The sequence below is a fragment of the Mesorhizobium sp. M0340 genome, from assembly GCF_040321535.1.
Taxonomy (GTDB): domain Bacteria; phylum Pseudomonadota; class Alphaproteobacteria; order Rhizobiales; family Rhizobiaceae; genus Mesorhizobium.
Window position 1 is genome coordinate 101,589 of sequence record NZ_JAMYRR010000009.1, and the last position, 18,429, is coordinate 120,017.

General features: G+C 61.1%; 12 protein-coding genes. 3 read left to right on the top strand and 9 right to left on the bottom strand.

What is annotated here, in order from left to right:
- Nucleotides 1-13: 13 nt before the first annotated feature.
- The gene (locus NKI79_RS15475; protein ID WP_352802496.1) at nt 14-1,021 is read right to left on the bottom strand and encodes an AraC family transcriptional regulator; all 1,008 of its coding nucleotides are present in this window, start codon (nt 1,019-1,021) and stop codon (nt 14-16) included.
- Nucleotides 1,022-1,247: 226 nt separating this feature from the next.
- Between NKI79_RS15475 and NKI79_RS15480 the strand changes: the two genes are divergently transcribed.
- On the top strand, nt 1,248-2,630 hold the full coding sequence (locus tag NKI79_RS15480; RefSeq protein WP_352802498.1) for an FAD-binding oxidoreductase: 1,383 nt from the start codon (nt 1,248-1,250) through the stop codon (nt 2,628-2,630).
- Nucleotides 2,631-2,841: 211 nt separating this feature from the next.
- Nucleotides 2,842-3,582 carry a gamma-glutamylcyclotransferase gene (locus tag NKI79_RS15485; RefSeq protein WP_352802501.1) on the top strand — a complete coding sequence of 247 codons (741 nt, stop codon included), beginning with the start codon at nt 2,842-2,844 and terminating at the stop codon, nt 3,580-3,582.
- Here the strand turns inward: NKI79_RS15485 and NKI79_RS15490 are convergent.
- The 8 genes from NKI79_RS15490 to NKI79_RS15525 form a co-directional block, all read right to left on the bottom strand.
- Nucleotides 3,569-5,551, bottom strand: a complete 1,983-nt coding sequence (locus NKI79_RS15490; RefSeq protein ID WP_352802504.1) for a glycoside hydrolase family 127 protein — start codon at nt 5,549-5,551, stop codon at nt 3,569-3,571. The two genes, NKI79_RS15485 and NKI79_RS15490, sit on opposite strands and share 14 nt — an antisense overlap.
- Nucleotides 5,552-5,578: 27 nt before the next feature.
- Nucleotides 5,579-6,436 (bottom strand): carbohydrate ABC transporter permease, encoded by an 858-nt coding sequence (locus NKI79_RS15495; protein WP_352802507.1) that lies wholly within the window; start codon nt 6,434-6,436, stop codon nt 5,579-5,581.
- The gene (locus tag NKI79_RS15500; RefSeq protein WP_254817448.1) at nt 6,436-7,362 is read right to left on the bottom strand and encodes a carbohydrate ABC transporter permease; all 927 of its coding nucleotides are present in this window, start codon (nt 7,360-7,362) and stop codon (nt 6,436-6,438) included. Before NKI79_RS15500 ends, NKI79_RS15495 begins: the two co-directional genes overlap by 1 nt.
- A gap of 621 nt (nt 7,363-7,983) precedes the next feature.
- A complete protein-coding gene (locus NKI79_RS15505; protein WP_352650371.1) occupies nt 7,984-9,237 on the bottom strand; it encodes an ABC transporter substrate-binding protein in 1,254 nt (417 codons plus the stop codon).
- 69 nt (nt 9,238-9,306) lie between these two features.
- Nucleotides 9,307-10,362, bottom strand: coding sequence for a LacI family DNA-binding transcriptional regulator (locus NKI79_RS15510; protein ID WP_352802510.1), 1,056 nt, complete (start codon nt 10,360-10,362; stop codon nt 9,307-9,309).
- A 230-nt stretch (nt 10,363-10,592) separates the two neighbouring features.
- Nucleotides 10,593-11,954, bottom strand: coding sequence for a DUF6600 domain-containing protein (locus tag NKI79_RS15515; RefSeq protein WP_352802513.1), 1,362 nt, complete (start codon nt 11,952-11,954; stop codon nt 10,593-10,595).
- A gap of 455 nt (nt 11,955-12,409) precedes the next feature.
- The gene (locus NKI79_RS15520) at nt 12,410-14,605 is read right to left on the bottom strand and encodes a nucleoside triphosphate pyrophosphohydrolase (RefSeq protein ID WP_352802516.1); all 2,196 of its coding nucleotides are present in this window, start codon (nt 14,603-14,605) and stop codon (nt 12,410-12,412) included.
- Nucleotides 14,606-14,853: 248 nt separating this feature from the next.
- A complete protein-coding gene (locus NKI79_RS15525) occupies nt 14,854-15,504 on the bottom strand; it encodes a hypothetical protein (protein ID WP_352802518.1) in 651 nt (216 codons plus the stop codon).
- A 1,175-nt stretch (nt 15,505-16,679) separates the two neighbouring features.
- On the opposite strand from NKI79_RS15525, the gene NKI79_RS15530 reads away from it, so the two are divergent.
- Nucleotides 16,680-18,410 carry an adenylate/guanylate cyclase domain-containing protein gene (locus NKI79_RS15530; protein ID WP_352802521.1) on the top strand — a complete coding sequence of 577 codons (1,731 nt, stop codon included), beginning with the start codon at nt 16,680-16,682 and terminating at the stop codon, nt 18,408-18,410.
- The last annotated feature ends 19 nt before the right edge of the window (nt 18,411-18,429 follow it).

Sequence of the window (18,429 nt, forward strand, 5' to 3'; positions counted from 1 at the left end):
TGGCAGTTCTTTCCTATTGCACGGCGCCAGCGGGCAATCTGTGAGCCTCGAGCAATGCCGACCTTCCCTTTCGCCAGGTGCCAGGTGGAATGCCGACGAACTTTTTGAAGGCGCGATTGAAGGCGGCTTCCGACTCGTAGCCGACCTCGGCACCCGCCTGGGCGATGCTCATTCCGGGCCGTTCGAGCAGACGTCCCGCCAGTTGCAGACGCCAGCGGGCAAGATAGTGCATTGGCGAGACCCCGACATAGTGGGTAAAGCGGCTCGCAAACGCTGTGCGTGAGAGCCCCACTTCGCGGGCGAGCCGGTCCAATGTCCATTCCTCCCTGGGGCGAGCGTGAATAAGCCGAAGCGCCTCGCCGACATGTGGATCCCGCAGGCCTGACAGCCAGCCGCGCGAATCGTCGGGGAGGGTCTCGAGATGGCGGCGGATGATCTCGACAAACATCAGCTCGCTCAGCTTGGCGAGGATCGTTTCACAGCCCGCCCGCCCACTGCCACCTTCGGCCAGCGCCAGCCGAAAAAGGTCGATAACCCAGCTGCTTCCATCGGCGGGCTTGCGGGCACACAGGATGGCCGGCAATGCGGCGAGGAGAGGATTGAAGGGACGCGCATCGCAGCCAAGATACCCGCAAATGAACCGGGTCCGCTCGTCTCCCCCGCCCCCATGGATCACCGCGAACGGCAGGCTCTCGTCTATCGGCCGATAATACATCGCCATATTGCGTTCGCCCCGCGCCCCCGGCGAGGAGCTCAACACATTCGGAACACCACCGGGGAAGACAACGACATCACCGGCGTTCACGAGCACCGGGGGGACAGAATCGTCCGCCAGCGCGGCCCAGCACGACCCCGACATCACGGCATGAAAAGAAATGATGTGCTCTGCCTCCGGCATGACGGCGGCGGCAATGTCGGCGGTGCCCGGCGACTCGCCAACCCAGGGAGAACTGGCGTCGACGTCGAAATAGATCGCACCGGTGAGGCGAACGGCCCGGAGCACATCGGAAAGGACATCCATGCACTACACCTCCGGAAACGATCGGCTACTCCCTTTGACAACGAGTTTTTCCGCCAGGCATCTCGAACTATCCGGCAATATGGCCGCCCGAGCAACCATCCATCCGGTCTAATCCTACTCTGAACGATCGGGCAACAGAAATGGACGATGTGACATTTGCGGGAACAGCGGACGGGATTAGCGTTTCGTCGGCCGGCCGACAGGTCCAATAACAGGGAGGAATGTCATGAACGATGAAGACATCACCAAATTCGCAGCAAGCCTGCGGGGCGAAGTCATCCGCGCCGGCGACGCCGGCTATGATGAGGCCCGCAAGCTCTACAACGGCATGATCGACAAGCGGCCGCTGATCATCGCCCGCTGTGTCGACGTCGCCGACGTGATCACAGCGGTGAATTTCGGCCGCGACAACAATTTGCTGGTTGCGGTACGTGGCGGCGGCCATAACGGACCAGGATTGGGGAGTTGCGACGACGGTCTGGTGATCGACCTGTCGGCGATGAACGGTGTGCGCGTCGATCCGGATGCCCGTACGGCGCGGGTAGGCCCGGGCTGCACTCAGGGCGACGTCGACCATGCCACCCATGCCTTTGGCCTGGCCGTACCGGCGGGCATCATCTCGACAACCGGGGTCGCCGGACTGACGCTGAGCGGCGGCCACGGCTATCTGACGCGCAAATATGGCCTGACCATCGACAATCTAGTCGAAGCCGATGTCGTGCTTGCCGATGGAAGCTTCGTCACAGCAAGCAAGGAGCGGAACTCCAACCTGTTCTGGGCGCTTCGCGGCGGCGGAGGCAATTTTGGCATCGTCACCAGCTTTGTGTTCAAGCTCCACCAGGTCAGCATGGTCTTTGCGGGGCCGATCGCATGGGATCAGCGCCACGCCCGCACCATCATGCAGCATTATCGCGAGTTCCTGCCGAACGCGCCCGAAGAACTTGGGATCTTTCTTGGGCTCAAGACCGTCCTCTCGAGCGCACCCTTCCCGGAAGAGTTTTGGGGAAAGCGGATGTGCCTGCTGATGTGCTGCTACAACGGCCCGGAGGAAAAAGGCCGAGAGGCGCTGGCCCCGCTGCTCGATGCGCTGCCCGCGCCCTGGTTCAACTGGATGGGAACGATGCCCTATCCCGCGGTGCAGAGCATGTTCGATGGGCTCTACCCGAAGGGGATGCAGTGGTACTGGCGGGGCGATTTCGTCAAGACGCTGTCCGACGAGGCGATCGACGCCCATCTCGAGCAGGCGGCGAAGACGCCGAGCGAGCTATCACTCATGCACCTCTACCCGATCGACGGCGCGGTCCATCGCGTCGGCAAAGACGAGACACCCTGGAATTACCGGGATGCGACCTGGTCGATGGTCATCGCCGGGATCGATCCGGACCCACAGAAAGCCGGGCCGGTGACCCGCTGGACCAAGGCCTACTGGGAGGCCGTGCATCCGTTCGATCTGGGTGGCGCCTACCTGAACTTCATGATGGATGACGAGGGCGAAGGAAGGCTCAAGGCGGCTTATGGCGATAATTATGAGCGCCTGGCCTCGCTGAAGAAGAAATACGACCCAAACAACCTCTTCCGGGTGAACCAAAACATCCGGCCGGCTGCTTGACGGCGGCGGCGACCGGCCAGATCAGCCTCCGCACTCAAGCGCGTCGCGCTGAAACGGGTTCAGTCGACGCGCTTAAGCCCGCTGGGTATATCGTCGAATCCAGTCAAGCTGTTGGACACGACAGTTCGAATCCCGATACCGCGCCGGTGTACTCGGCCCTTGAGAATCCTTCAGCCTTCGGCAACATGGCAGCAAGGCTGAGAGCATGAGGATGAGCAAGGTCATTTCCGCCGCATCACGGCGTTCGCCGCGCAAGACGCCGATGGCGCTGACCGAGGCGCTGGTCGCCCGTACCTTGCGTGCGGTCGAGGATGCCGGGCCGACGCCGGGCATGGTTTACATGACGGATGCCGATTACGCGCGCATTCGCGACGAGGTGTTGGCCGGCGCGCCGGCCGGGCCGGTGAAGCTGTTCGCCTATGGCTCGCTGCTGTGGAAGCCGGCCGGCGAGGTCAGGGGTGGCGAACGGGCCGTGGCGACGGGCTGGCACCGTTCGTTCTGTTTTATGGTGCAGCGCTTCAGGGGCACGGTCGAGCAGCCCGGCCTGATGATGGCGCTCGACCGCGGCGGCCAATGCCAGGGCATGGTGTTCGAGATCGCCGAGCCCGTGGCGGCCAATCTCGAAGCGCTGCTGCGCCGCGAGATGACCATCCTGCCCTCCGTCAACGTGCCACGCTGGCTGCAGGTCAGGACAGCCGACGGCATGGGCCAAGCGCTTGGTTTCGTTGTCGATCGCGCCAATCCGCGCTATGCCGGCAAACTCGACAAGCGAGCGATAGCGGCGACCCTGGCCAACGCCGTCGGCCATTGGGGTTCGGGCGCCGAATATCTGTTCGAGACCATTCGCCATCTCGACGCCTGTGGCATCCGCGACCGCAATCTCTGGCAGTTGCAGGAACTTGTGGCCGAGGAGATCGGTCGGGCGCTGCCGCCGGGCTTCATTCGTCCCTGAGCCAGACCAGCATCTCGCCGGGGTCGCGGTTGTCCCAGGCGAAATACGGCACGGCGGTGACTTTTGCCTCCTCGACCGCCGGCGGTTCGGTGCGGTAGAGCCCCTCTTGCCAGTTTTCGAAAGCCTCCTTTTTGGCGATCGCCGAAAGTGTCACGACGCCGCCCAGAAGATTCGGCTGCTGATGCGCCTCGATGTCGGCCGTTCGCGGCAGGGCGATGCGGTGCAGCTGGCTGGAATTGTCGGTCTCCTCGACGCAATAGATCAGCGGCCCGCGTGCCAGTGCAACGCGGCCGATATCCTGCCGCACCTGGGGGTTGGCGTATAGACGGTTGACCGCCATTTCGAGGGCGAGCTCGACGCGGTCGCCCTTGCGCCATTCGCGGCGGACCGCGGCATAGCCGTCGCTGGTAATGTCATCCAGATCGACCTCGGCGCCGTTCACCTTGAGCGTTGCCTTGCGGCACCAGCCCGGCAGGCGCAGGTGCAAGGTGAACGCGGTCGGCGCTTCCGGTTCGACGGAGATCGAGACCGCACCGTCCCAAGGATAATTGCTGGTCTGGGTCAGCTCTATTTGCCGGCCCGCGATATCGAAACGAGCCGTGCCGTTTCCATAGAGATGGACGGCGAGTGCGTCGTCCGACAGGCCATAGAAATAGCTGCCGATCGAGGCGACCATGCGCCCGACATTGGGCGGGCAGCACGGGCAGCGATGCCATTTCCAGCGGTGGTGGGCGCCGCGGCTTTCGAGCGGATTTTCGTAGAAGAACAGCGAGCCGTCGAGCGACAGCCCCGAGATCGAGCCGTTGTAAAGCGCCCGCTCCATGATGTCGGCATAGCGCGCATTGGGACCCATGCCGAGCATGCGGCTCGCCCAGAACACCAGGCCGACCGAAGCACAGGTTTCGGCATAGGCGGTGTCGTTGGGCAGGTCGTAGTCGGCGGTGAAACCCTCATTGTGCGAGGACGGCCCGAGGCCGCCGGTGACGTAGAGGTTCTTGGTCATGAGATCGTCCCACAGCCGGTCGAGCGCCACCCGCAGCGTGTCGTCGCCATATTCGGTGGCGATGTCGGCCATCCCCGAATAGAGATACATCGCCCGCACCGCATGGCCGACGACCTTGTCCTGCTCGCGTACCGGTTTATGCGACTGGTTGTATTCGTAGGTCTTGAAATGATACGCCTTCGGGTCGGCGCCGCGGGCCCGCGCCTCCTCGTCGAAATAATGCGGCTCAAGTCCCCGCTGGTCGATGAAGTATCTGGCAAGCTCCATATATTTGCGCTCGCCGGTCACCCGCGCCAGCTTGACCAGCGCCAGCTCGATCTCCTCATGGCCGCAATAGCCCTTCTTCTTGCCGGGCTCGGGACCGAACGTCTCGGCGATATGGTCGACATAACGGCACATGATGTCGAGCAGCTTGCGCTTGCCGGTGGCCTGGTAGTAGGCGACGGCGCCTTCGATCAGATGGCCGGCGCAATAGAGCTCGTGGCAGTCGCGCAGATTGGTCCAGCGCAGGCCTGGCTGGATGCGTTGGTACCAGCTCGACAGATAGCCGTCGGGCTGCTGCAGCTTGCCGTACATATCGATGACGGCGTCGATCTTCTTCTCCAGCCCCTCGTTGCGGCGACGGTAGAGCGAATAGGCGGCGGTCTCGATGGTCTTGCCCCAATCCGAGTCCCAGAACATCTGCGTGGTCACCGTCGAGCCGGTGAACTCGTTGCCGGCGGTGGCTGCCTCGTCCGGCGAGGGTGAGTGGAACGGGATGACGACGCCCGGCGATGGCCGGTCCGGATCGATCTGCTCGAGCATGCGCGCCTCGACGCAGCGGTCATAGAGGATGCCGGCGGTCTTCGAGGCGACGGCATCGACGCGGTCGCCCCAGAAGCCGCGCACGTCGACCTGCGGCACCGGCAGCGGTCGGAACGCGAGTTTCGGCTTGGCGCCCTGACTGGCGGATTGCGATGCGGTCATCAATTTACTCCGGTTCGGTTCGATTGGTCACTTCACGGCCCCTGCCATCAGGCCGCGGATGTAGAAGCGCTGCAGCAGCAGGAAGAGCACGAGGCACGGCACCATCATCACGGTGACGCCGGCCTGCACGGCACCCCAGTCGATGGCGCCGAAGCGGCCGGACTGGAGTGCGGTCATCATGATCGGCAGCGTGAATTTGGACTGGTCGGTCATCAGCACGAGGGCTGCCAAGAACTCGTTCCAGGCGCCGAGGAAGGCGAACAGCGCGATGGTGACGATGCCCGGCCAGACCAGCGGCAGCATCACCCTCAAGAGCATGGTGACATTGTTGGCGCCGTCCATACGCGCGGCCTCCTCTATCTCGCGCGGCACCGCGTCGAAGGCGTTGCGCATCATGAAGATCGAGAACGGCAGCTGCAGCGTGACATAGACGCAGACCAGCCCGGTCAGCGTGTTGTGCAGGCCGATTTTTGTCAGCACCAGGAAGATCGGCGTCAGGATCGACTGGAACGGGATCATGATCGTCGACAGGATGACGACGAAGAGCAGGTTCTTCAGCGGAAAACGGAAGCGCGAGAAACCGTAGCCGGCGAGCACGCTGACGATCACCGACAGCAGCACGGTCATGACCGAGACGTAGATGCTGTTTTGCGCCGGCAGCCAGAGGCCATCGCCGAAGGTGTTGAGCGTGGCGTAGTTCTCGAGCGAGATGCCGCTGGTCGGCCAGGGCGGCAGCGGCGGTTGGCGTGCCTCCTGCGCCGGCTTGAAGGCCGAAAGCACCGTCCAGGCGATCGGCGCCAGGAACAGAATGGACGCGATGATGCCGGTCGAGTGCTCGGCAATCTGCATGCCGATGCGGCGTTTGCGGCTCCTTGCCTGCGCCATCAGTCGACCCCCTCGGGCTGGCGCAGCAGCCGCAGCTGGATGAGGCTGAGCGCCACCAGGATGACCAGCAGGACCATCGAAAGTGCCGCGCCATAGCCGAGCTTGAACGACACGAAGGACTGGTTGAAGATCCAGTAGACGGCGGTCAGCGTCTGGTTGCGCGGGCCGCCGCGCAGGATGATGTAGAACTGGTCGAAGGCGAGGATCGAGCCGGCCACCGACAGGATCAGCGCCAGCGCCAGCGTGCGGCGCATCAAGGGCAAGGTAATCGCCCGGAACCGCGCGAATGGCCCTGCCCCGTCGATCATCGCCGCCTCCTGTAGATCCGGCGGGATCGACTGCAGGCCGGTCATCAGGATGATCATGGTGAAGCCCGCCACCTTCCACACCACCATGGCGATGATCGACCAGAAGGCCGGCTGGAAGGTCGCCAAGAGGTTGAATTTCTTCTCGGTCAGGCCAAGCTCGAAGGCGGCCGGGCTGAACAGGCCGGAATCGACATTGAGCAGCCACGACCACAAAAGGCTGGCCGAGGCAAAACCGATGACCGCCGGCATGAAGAAGGACGTGCGGTAAAAGCCGGTCAGCTGCCGCGGCCTTTCGATGAACAGCGCCAGCGGAAAGGCGACGGCGAAGATCGCGATCGTGACCACCACCGTGTAGTAGCCGGTGAACTTCAGCGCGTTCCAGAAGCGGGTGTCGCGCAGGATCGCCCAGTAATTGTCGAGCCCGACAAAGCTGTGCGCGCCCATCAGCGGCCAGTTGTGCAGCGACATCCAGGCCGTCATGCAAAGCGGCACGATGAAGAAGACGACGACAAGCGCAACGGCCGGCGCGACATAGAGCAGGCCGATCCACTGCCGGCGGCCGGCGCCAACGAGTTTGCGGGGGCGCGTCGGGGCGGAGATTGCTGTGATGGTGGTCATGGCTTCCCTTCTCCTTCTCCCCTTGTGGGAGAAGGTGGATCGGCGCGCAGCGCCGAGACGGATGAGGGGTGTTGGAAGGAGTGAGGCGGCGGCGATTTCAGCCATATTGCCAAGCTGGAGCACCCCTCATCCGACCGAGCTTCGCTCGGCCACCTTCTCCCACAAGGGGAGAAGGGGGAGCCAGCATTGCAACGGCGTACTGCGATGGTGCTCATGCCTGTTGTTCCATTGGCGCTACGTCCCCCTCCCCCTTGAGGGGAGGGTCCGGCCGAAGGCCGGGGGTGGGGTCCTCCGCGAAGCGCGCCGACATCAAAGGAGCGTCGAGCACTGCCGCGATGACCCCACCCGGACCTGCGGTCCGACCTCTCCTCGAGGGGGAGGTTAAGGGGTTGCCGGGGGTGGGGTCCTCCGCGAAGCGCGCCGACATCAAAAGAACGTCGAGCACTGCCGCGACGACCCCACCCGGACCTGCGGTCCGACCTCCCCTCGAGGGGAGGTTAAGGGGTTGCCGGGGGTGGGGTCCTCCGCGAAGCGCGCCGACATCAAAGGAGCGTCGAGCACTGCCGCGATGACCCCACCCGGACCTGCGGTCCGACCTCCCCTCGAGGGGGAGGTGGCGCTTTACTTCTGCGGCGCCGAATCGATGATCGACTGCATGGTCTCCTGCGCGTTGGCGATGGCGCCGTCGACGTCTTCGCCGAAGAAGACTTCGTTCATCATCTGGTTCCACGGACCGTTGGCCGAGTTGATCAGGTCGTTGAACACCACCGAATAGGGCGTGCGGCCCTTGGCCATGGCCTCGGCGGCGACCTTGTAGCGCGGGTCGAGATCCTTCAGCGCCTCGTTGGCGATGTCGCCGCGCACCGGCAGGCTGCCGTATTTCGCCAGGATGGTCTGGCCCTCGAGCGAATAGGCGAAATCGAGGAACTCCTTCACCACCGCGACCTTAGTGGTGCCCTTGGTGACGACGAAATTGTCGCCGCCGGCAAACGACGACCAGCCGCCGTCCTTGCCCGGCAGGAACGTGATGCCGTAGTCAATGTCGGGATATTGCGTGTTCAGCGCGCCGATGGCGAAGGCGCCGGACGGCGAGATGCCGATGTTGCCGGTGGCGAAGGCGGCAAAGAAGTTGGAGCCGGTGTCGGTCTGCGCGCCTGAAGGCACCAGGTCCTTCTTGACCATCGAACGGTAGAGGTCGATGGCGCCGCGCATCTGCGGCGTGTCCAGCGTCGCTTTGGAGCCGTCCTCCGTCAGAATGTCGCCGCCCGAGGCCCAGATCAGCGGCGTGAAGGTGAAGATGTTGCAGCCGCCGCAATTGCCGGAGAAGTAGAAGCCCTTGATGTCGCCGCCGAGCGCGTTGACCTTTTCGGCGTCGCTCTCGATCTCGGCCCAGTTGGTCGGGCCCTTTTCCGGGTCGAGGCCGGCCTGCTTGAACAGCTTCTTGTTCCAGATCAGCACCGAGGAATCCGCCGAGAACGGCAGCCCGTAGATGCGGCCCTTATAGGTGCCGGTCTTGACATGCGCCGGCGACAGGCTGGCGAAATAGGGCAGCGATTTCGCCCAGTCGGTGATGTCCTCCAGCTGGCCGGCGGCGGCGAAGGACGGCGTGTAGATCAGGTCGAGCGAGAGTGCATCCGGCGCGGTGCCGCCGGCGGCGGCGGCGCCATATTTCGGGATGATTTCGGCGTTGGGGATGATGTCCAGCTTGATCTGGTTCTGATGCCCCTTGTTGAAGGCATCGACGATGCGCGGCATGAAGTTCGAGCCGTCGGCGCGAACCCAGATGTTGGCGGTGTCGGCGGCGGCCGGGCCGACTGTCGCCAGCGTGCCGAAAATGCTCGCGGCAATGGCGAGCCCGGTAATGGTGGTTCTCATGCTTCTCCTCCACATGGTTTTAACTCGACCGCGCCCCAGCGCTTTGCAATCGACACGGCCCGTTTCGTTTCAGCCGTCCGGCGGACGGCCGCATGACTGACGCACCACCAGCCGGCACGGCAGTTTTCTGATGCCCGGCAAAGCGGGTTCGCCGCCGACGAGCGAAAGCAGGGCAAGGCCGGCCTCGCGGCCAAGTGCTGCGAGATTCATGTCGACCGAGGTCAGCGGCGGCCGGGTCGCCTCGGCGACGATCTGCCAATTGTCGAAGCCGATGACGCCGACCTCGTCCGGCACGCCGATACCGCGTTCGCGCAAGGCGTCGATGACGCCGCGCGCGATCTGGTCGTTGCCGCAGAAGACGGCATCGGGCTTTTCGCGCGTGCCGTCGAACCCCTCGCCGTCGAACAATTTTGCCACCGCCTCATGCCCCCACGCCTCCGACCACGAGCCGAGCAGCGGCTCCATGATCGGCAGGCCGTTCTCGGCCAGCACCGCGCGATAGGCCTGCGCGCGGGCGTGCACCACGGCAAAGCTCGCCGGGCCGCTGACATGGGCGATGCGCCGCCGCCCGAGCCGGCAAAAGTGCTCGACCGCCAGCCGCGCCCCGCCGGCATCGTCGGACACGAAAGCGATGGCGTTTGGATCGGGCTCGGTAAAGGCATAGATCGCCGGAATGCCGAGATTGGCGAGGTCGACCGGCAGGTGGCGGTCGATGCGTTTGCCGGTGGCGATGATGCCGTCGACGCGCTTGTCGAGCATGGCATCGACATGCAGCTGGGCAAGTCGCGGGTCGTCCTCGACATTGCACAAAAACACCGAGACGCCGGCATCGACCAGCGCATCGGAAACGCCGGCCATCAGCGGCAGCGAAAAGCGGCCATAGGTATCGTTGGTCAAAAGCCCGACGGTAAAGGAGCGCCGCCTGAGCAGGCTCTGCGCCAGGCTGTTCGGGCGAAAGCCGAGCCGCTGCGCCGTCTCGCGAATCCGGGTCCGCGTCTCGGCCGTCATCCGCCCCTGCCCGTTCAGTGCCTTTGAGGCCGTGGCAACGCTGACGCCGGCAAGGGCTGCCACCTCACGCAAGGTGACGGGCTGCTTGGCGGGCGTTGGCTGCGCATCGGACGCCATGATTTGGATATGATCCTCCCAGGTGAGAAAAGCTTTTCTCTTACCGGCCTGCGAGGTGCTGATTGGTGAAGTCAGCGGATGCCGGCAGAGTTGGGAAAAGGTTTTCTCAAAGGGAAGATTAGGGGAAGGATGCAAGGATGGCAAGAGGGGATGGCATGGTTGAATGTCTCCCCTAGTCCACGACGGGCACCGCGATCGAATAATCGCGGTGCCGCAGTCTACCCGTATGGCTAGCAGCTCTCAGTCTGCGGATCGCACGCCTTGTTTTCCTTTTTCTGCGGCTTGGGCTTGGCCGCCTGCTCGGGCTCGGCCTGCTGCTGCTCTGCGGCGGGCTGCTTCTTGGTCTTCTGCTTCTCAGGCTTGGCCGCCTGCTCGGGCTCAGCCTGCTGCTCGGCGGAGGGCTGCTTCTTGGTCTTCGGCTTCTCAGGCTTGGCCGTCTGTTCCGGCTCGGCCTGTTGCTGCTCGGCGGCTGGCTGCTTCCTGGTCTTCTGCTTCTCAGGCTTGGCCGCCTGTTCCGGCTCGCCCTGCTGCTGCTCGGCGGCCGGCTGCTTCTTGGTCTTCTGCTTCTCAGGCTTGGCTGCCTGCTCGGGCTCAGCCTGCTGCTCGGCGGCCGGCTGCTTCTTGGTCTTCTGCTTCTCAGGCTTGGCCGCCTTGCCGGGCTCGGCCTGCTGCTGCTCGGTGGCCGGCTGCTCCCCGACCTTCGGCTTCTCAGGCTTGGCGGTTTCTTCGGGCTTGGCCTGCTCGGTCGTTGCAGCGCCTTCGGTCGGCTTCGATTTCCGGCCAGCCTGAACCTGCTTCACCTCCTCGATGTCTTTGAGCTTAGCTGGTTTGGCCTTAGGGTCGGCTTTCACCTCGCCCTCAAAGACAGCGACCGTATCTTTTTCCAGTTTGCCGGACTGCTCGGGCGCGTCGGTCTTGCTGACCTTGACGGCAGTCACCTTCTGGTTCGTCTCCTTTTCGATCACATCGACATCAATGACTTTGTTGATCACGACGTTGTTCTGGATCGTCACGTCGCCGGCCGGCTCGGCCGCCTCCACGATGCGCACAAATTCCGGCTCATCACGGATGACGACGGTAGAAACGTCCGCGGCAAGGAATTCGCGGGTGGGGACCACAACCCAGTAATAATCCGGCGTCGTGTCGAAGGTCACCTCGATTGAAATCAAATCCGGATCACGGCGCGGCGGCAGCGGAGCCCAGATCATGTGCTCCCTGTCACGACGCCAACTCACCCATGCTGGCGCCCAGCGGGTGCCCGGAACCCAGTACCAGCCGATATCGTCGGCATAGCCCCACCGGCCGTAATGGTACGTCGCCCAGCCGAATGGCTCGTCGGATACCCAGAGCCAGCCATACTGCTCGGTGTAGACCCAATGTCCAAGCGTATACGGACGCCAGTCGTCAGGCACATCAACCGGCACGAAAACGGTCGCTCCGTGATACGAGACCCAATCACCATAGGAAGACAGGTCTTCGTAGAATGTGCTGATCGAAACGGTGGTGGCAGCCTTTGCCTCTGACACAAGCGACAATGGCGCAATTGGGTTGGGAATCTCGACGACCGTGAGCAGACAGGCGGCGCCGAGCATCAGTCGCACCGCATGTTGGGCAAGGACGCGTTTCATCGTAATGTTCCTCCGAAACAGATCGCCCTTCATCCTACAAACCCGCCGGCTGCCGGATTGTTCCATTTCAACGATGTTACCCGCATCCGCTCACGCAACGGCTTGGCATCGCACGACGATATTTGGGATCAGAGTTGCTTCATGAAGGCGGTGACCGTCACAAATGCGCGCCGAAGGCGCGGCGATAGGTCGTTGGTCAGCGCTAATTAGTGAGATCAGCGGATGTGCGGGGCGTGTTGGGAAAACGTTTCTCAGAGAAGATTAGGATGAGATTCGCGGGTAAGGCAATTGGAATGACAACCAGGAGGTCCGATCGAAGCGGTAGTCCTGCAACGCCATTCTCACCGAAAGGTCGCGTAAGGTGCGCAATGAAATCAAAATGAAGTCAAAAGGCGTCGTGCGCTTATACGTATCTAATCCTATGCTCCGGGCTGAGATCCTTCGCCAAACTGGGTCACTGTCAGGTCGAGTGGAAGTTCGAGTTGCTCGGCTTCACGTGATGCCCTTAATTCGATACGGTCGCTTTTCAAAACGACATGCAGCCGGATACCAAAATCGTCAAAAAATATAGACCGAGGCTGATCAAGCTCCATGAATCCGAAAAATGTGAACGGGAGTTCGTACGAGTCGCCAGCCAGTCGCCGTGCTAGAACTTGGGTTAGCTGCTTGTCCGACTCGTATATGCTGTCTCGCCCTCGGCCCAAAATACCAGTTTGCAACAATACAAGACCGTCGTCGAATCCCCCTGACCTTCTTTTCTTATCGTCGGCGGCCAAGACGACCTCCTCGATCGGCACTCCTTCAACCTGAGCTAGTGCCCTAACGACTTCGAACAAGTCAGCGAGTTCGAGCCTCTTCTCATCAATGCTACGAGCATTCCTAACTTCAAGCGCTTCTTCGAGAAGCTTGCTGGTTAAGAAGCTCTTCCGTAGGTCCCTTGGAATTCTTTTAGTTATTTCCACTTCTTTTCGGCTTGCTATCCTCGCCGGTATTTTGTCGCGGACAAGTTTTCCGAATGTCGCATTGCGTCTAACACGCGAATGATCTTTGTCACCGCGCGCCACTACAGTACAACCCTGACGCCGCAGTTCGAAATATGCATGTGCTAAGGTGGACCCCGCCAGTACAACTGGTACGCCAAGCTCCTTGGCCGTCGCGCCAACTGACCCGATGAATCCCATGTCTCGCATGAGCATCTGGTCCTTCGGGGTCAGTTCCAGAGCCTGTCTTGTGCGTGAGCCAGAGAGGTTTCTGAATGCGAGTAGGTCGTCCTGGTTGGCGATAGAGAATACCTGATAGCTAGACCGATCGAGATTCTTTTCGGTTTCATGGGCTAACGTCCAGTACCAAGGTATACTAAATGACCCGCCATTAGCGTCTATACAGCCGATGAACCACATAACGTGACAGGATTTGTCGAGTCGGTTGGCGATGGCTGCTGTCCTAGTAGCGATGTCAATCGCCTCGCGCCTGCCAATGCTAAGGCTCCGGCCGAATTCGTTCTTAACTCTTGCATATTCCCAGCCGCCGTCGTCTCTCGGTATCAGCATATGAGACTTGTAATCGGGATACTCGGTAGCAGCTTCGGTCGGTAGATGGACTTCCCAAATATCGTAAGGGCAGTATTGCAGCGCGTCAGGTAGACCCCACAGACTATGGATTTCAACAACCGGATTGCCCACCTCAGCCCTCACCCACGCGGAAGCACGTGCTGCCATAAAGCGATGCGCAATGAAGGCCAGGTGGTCGACGTTACCGTGCTCTTGCAGGAAGCTGTCGCGCCTGGCCAAGCACCATTTAGCAGCGCCGGCAGGATCTAAGCCCTCGGTACGGCTCAAATTAGGAACCTTTTCAGCCCCGCCGCGAACACTTGTCCTTACCACAATATTATCGGGGCCGATCAGGCCCCGAAAGTCGGCTTCCAGATTATTGACGCCGATTGGATCGCCGGGGGCTGGCAACGTCGATAGAGGGACGTAGAAGAGGGTAGGCTTGTGCGACGCTTGGGGTTCCCACAGCTCGTTAAGGACGCTGAGTTTGTCCCAATCGTTAAGCGCTTGCCCTCCCGGATAGCGCAGAAAGATTCCCTCAGCCGCTGTCGGATAGTGAATTGGTGCGACTCGCAGCTGAAACGGATTGACGCCAGCAAAGTCCTCACTCTCTTCATCAATTTGCACAAGATACGCACGATCGTGGCCTGCGATCCACTCGCAATTGACCCGCAGAGAGCGCCCTCTAAACAAGTAATTATTCAGATATGCAGCGACCGAACCGAAGACACGCTCGGGCGGAACGCCGCTCCTTATTTCCAAGGCACTGGCCGGATTGGCGGCCTCATCCCGCTGCGCATTGAAACGGATGCGTGAAGTGGTGCCGGCGATTTCCGAGCTTAGCTCCCAGTGATCTCTCGTTTTCGAGACCCGTAGAAGATTACCGAATTCACCGCGTGCGCGTGGCTGAACATGGCTCTGTACAACCAAACCGACGCGTCTTCCATGCGCCGAGCCAAGAACCCGCTCAATGGCGTTTGCGAACTCTGCGTGGAAATTCTGCGAGCCTATCTCGACAACGACGCTGTCATAGCTTCCTCGATCCCAGATGGTTTCCCCGATCACGCTTGATCGGACATAAACCCGGCCCGTGATTGCGGCTATCGCGCGGACGCGCGATAAAACACCCTCGTCAAGTCGTCGTTGGGGAGACGGTCCCTCGAGAGCCGCTGCAGAAATTAGGGCAAACGGCGGTGTCCATGCCCGAGGGATAGCGGCCAAGGACGCAGCTTTCGGTCCGAATTCGAGGGTCAGAGACGCGACTTCAGACCAATCGACCGGCGGGCTATCGTCTGAAAAGACCACGAGGTCGGTCATTTTTTTTCTAAAGTTCCAAACACAGCGTTTGCGATGTTAGACAACAACCCACTGACCCCGTCCGAAAAATATCCAACCAAAAAAGCAAACGCTGCGCTGGTGGCTAACGAATGGGGTTGCTGCGATGATTGAGCGCCGATCAATCCGCCGTCGAACAGCGTAAGAACAACGCAAGCGTACACGCCGCCGATCAACGGAACAAACATTCGCCAGTACCGCCGATCAAGATGCCACTTGCACTTGGCCGCCGAGTGGACGAGCCACTTTATCGAGAACGTAGTGCCGCCGAGGGCTCCGACGAAGAAGATCGTCAACAGCCTAGAATCGATGGTTAAGATTGGAGTCACGCCAGCGGCTGTTGGCATCGCAAGCCAAGGAATCGGAAATTGCAGCAGCTGACCAGAAAATCCCAGAAATAACCCACTCACAAGCGCCAGGATGACGAGTAGGGAGGCGAGGAAACAGGCTTCACGATTTATTCCGCTCCGCGCCGCTTGAGGATATTTGCTTTGCCAATCTCCCGGGAGCCGTCCGTCGGTATACTCGGCCGCCTTCGTCGGCACGGCGAACGAGCCTGTCGGCTGAGATACACCTGAAATCGGAACTATATCTGCTGAGTTTGGCTCGTCGCCGGGAGCGGGCTTCATTCCTGATACGGCTGTCGCAGGAGTCCGGGGTGGCCGAAACGGTCAACAGTTTGCTGGACGTTTCGAATATGAGCATGCTTCCGATAGTCCCATGAACCCGGCGACCGCATTAGATCTGCCACGACACGCCGAAAGAATTGCGATCCGACGTGCTCGGCATTCTTCGCAAAAAGTGCCCGCTGGCCGCTGCCAGCCACAAGGTACGATTGGCCAGCATCTAGCAAACGATAGGTCTCACGAGCGTCCGACCCTTCCCAAACGAAGTGGCTGGCCTTGACTGCGCGTGAGACGAATTCATGGAATGAGAACGGAGCATCTACTATCATGTGTAAATGAGCTTGGTCGACACCGCAGCCGACCTGCGAGCCGGCTTCAGAGGGGCCGTGCTCGAACCAAATGACTCGGTCATCAGCCACGTCGTATCGCCGAGCGACTGCGCTGATCAAATCGCAAGGCTGCCCACTGTTCGAGCGTGACCACTCTGCAAAGTTGATTATCGGCTTCCGAGGAATAACTAGAAGCCAATTCGGCACGATGGAGCCCAATGTAGGCGTGACAACACAGCTGTCGGTCTCAAACAGGATTTCGTCATAGATCGGTCTTGGACACACTCCCTCTGACAACAGCGAGGTGAATCTGCCAAGCGATTGGCCTGCGTCGGAATGCGTTTCCATCGGGATCCTCGGATTCGGAGCCGAAGCTCACCGTGGGTTTACTACAGATTGGCGTTACGGGTAAAGAAATCCCGTTCTTTCAAATGGGATCGGTTGCGAATTTCCGTCCATCATCAGCGTCGACGGGATCGCCGAGATCGAGAAGCTGCCGAGCGTGGCCTGGAACGCTGAGATGCAAAAATTCAAGGACGACGAGCTTGCCGACAGCGGCGCCATGCTTTTGGGGCGCCCGACCTATGAGATCTTTGCCGGCTCGTGGCCAAGGAAACCGGAGATTTCGCCGACCGGTTCAACGCGCTGCCGAAATATGTCGCCTCGACGAACTGACGCCGCGCCTCCCGCGATTGATGCGATCGAGTTCGCAGCCAGCAGGCGGAAGGCGGAAGGTTCTGATCCGCCCTTTCTTGCTGCTGCCGGCAGGAAGGCTTCTTGATCCAGCCACAAGCCCAAATTGCTGGATTTGGCGGCCCAGGAAGCGTAGGCTTGGTTTTTGGTTCAGCGATGGAACAGAGACTAGCCGCAATTCTGGCTGCCGATATGGCGGGCTACAGCCGGCTAATGGAGGCCGACGAATCCGGCACGCTCGCACGCCTTCGGACCCATCGCATAGAACTGGTCGATCCCGCCATTGCGAAGAACAAGGGCCGGATCATCAAGACCACCGGAGACGGCATGCTCGTTGAGTTCCAGAGCGTGACCGATGCCGTGAAATGCGCCGTGGAAATCCAACAGCGCATGAAACGGCGCAATTCGGATGTGCCGCAAGAACGGCGTATCGAGTTCAGGATCGGCATAAATCTCGGCGACATCATTTTCGACGATGAGGATATTTTCGGCGACGGTGTCAATATTGCCTCGCGCATCGAGCAACTCGCCGACGTCGGCGGCATCTGCGTGACCGCAGCGGTGGCGACCCAGATTGCCGACCGTCTCGAAATTGCCATGGAGGACCTGGGCGAGAAGACGTTGAAGAACATCAGCCGCCCGGTTCGCCTCTATCGCATCGGGCTTGACAGTCCTGTCCTGCCGGAAGTCGAGGCAAAGCGATCCATTTCGAAACCTTCGATAGTGGTGCTGCCATTCACCAACATGAGCGGCGACCCCGAGCAGGAATTTTTCGCGGACGGACTGACCGAGGACATCATCACCGAACTGTCCCGCCACCATGAGTTGTTCGTCATCTCGCGCAATTCCAGCTTCGTCTACAAGAACCGCGCCGTGAATGTGCGTGAGGTGGCGGAGAAACTCGACGTCCAATACCTGGTGGAGGGAAGCGTCCGCAAGATCGGCGAGAGGGTGCGCGTGACGGTTCAGCTCATCGACACGGCGAATGACGCTCATATCTGGGCAGACAAGTATGACCGGAAGCTGGTCGACATATTCGCGATTCAGGATGAGGTGACGGCGGCGATCGCAGCCACGCTGCCCGGTCGTGTCGAGGCGGCTCAGCGGGACCAGCTCGCGCGGGCGAAACCTGCAAACATGGCCGCGTATGAATGTGTGCTTGCTGCCAAGGTGCTGCATCACCGAAGCACGATTGCGGATAATGAACGCGCGCGAACCTTGATAGAAAGGGCCGTCGCGCTCGACCCCGATTATGCCCATGCCCATGCCTGGCGGGCCTGCATTCTTGGCCAGGCCTGGGTCCATAACTGGTGCGAAGACAGGGATGCCGTCTGGAACAGCATTATGGCGGCGCTGGACAGGGCGCTGGCGCTGGACAACAACGATGCCGATGTCCACCGCATTCTCGCGGCAGTGAACGTGAACAACAATGAGCTGACCACCGCGCGCTACCATCAAGAGCGGGCGCTGGCCCTCAATCCCAATTACGACCTCGTGGTGGTGCAGCAAGGCGAGTTATTGACGTGGCTCGGGAGACCGGAAGAGGGAATTGAATGGATCCGCAAGGCCATGCAGTTGAACCCACACCACCCGGAGAGGTTCTGGAGCCATCTGGGAAAGGCGCATTTCGCCGCGCGCCAGTATGGCGAGGCGATCGAAGCTTTCATGCATCTGTCAGCCATGGACGCGGCTCAGCACGCTTTCGCCGCTGCCTGCTACGGCTGGCTCGGCGACGAAATCGCGGCCGCGGCGCATCTGGGCAAGATCAGAACGCTCGATCCCCAATTCGACCTCGATTCATTCATCGCCACCCTGCACTATGCCCAGGAGTCCGATGTGCAGCACATCCGCGAAGGACTGCTGAAAGCCGGTATTGCCAACCTGTAGGCAGCCCGTAACTACGAAC

Excerpts from the sequence above, each read along its gene's own strand:
- NKI79_RS15510 (WP_352802510.1), bottom strand. The coding sequence starts at position 10,362 with ATGGCGTCCGATGCGCAGCCAACGCCCGCCAAGCAGCCCGTCACCTTG.
- NKI79_RS15525 (WP_352802518.1), bottom strand. The coding sequence starts at position 15,504 with ATGAAGCCCGCTCCCGGCGACGAGCCAAACTCAGCAGATATAGTTCCG.
- NKI79_RS15500 (WP_254817448.1), bottom strand. The coding sequence starts at position 7,362 with ATGACCACCATCACAGCAATCTCCGCCCCGACGCGCCCCCGCAAACTC.
- NKI79_RS15530 (WP_352802521.1), top strand. The coding sequence starts at position 16,680 with ATGGAACAGAGACTAGCCGCAATTCTGGCTGCCGATATGGCGGGCTAC.
- NKI79_RS15480 (WP_352802498.1), top strand. The coding sequence starts at position 1,248 with ATGAACGATGAAGACATCACCAAATTCGCAGCAAGCCTGCGGGGCGAA.
- NKI79_RS15515 (WP_352802513.1), bottom strand. The coding sequence starts at position 11,954 with ATGCTCGGCGCCGCCTGTCTGCTCACGGTCGTCGAGATTCCCAACCCA.
- NKI79_RS15475 (WP_352802496.1), bottom strand. The coding sequence starts at position 1,021 with ATGGATGTCCTTTCCGATGTGCTCCGGGCCGTTCGCCTCACCGGTGCG.
- NKI79_RS15485 (WP_352802501.1), top strand. The coding sequence starts at position 2,842 with ATGAGCAAGGTCATTTCCGCCGCATCACGGCGTTCGCCGCGCAAGACG.
- NKI79_RS15495 (WP_352802507.1), bottom strand. The coding sequence starts at position 6,436 with ATGGCGCAGGCAAGGAGCCGCAAACGCCGCATCGGCATGCAGATTGCC.
- NKI79_RS15490 (WP_352802504.1), bottom strand. The coding sequence starts at position 5,551 with ATGACCGCATCGCAATCCGCCAGTCAGGGCGCCAAGCCGAAACTCGCG.
- NKI79_RS15505 (WP_352650371.1), bottom strand. The coding sequence starts at position 9,237 with ATGAGAACCACCATTACCGGGCTCGCCATTGCCGCGAGCATTTTCGGC.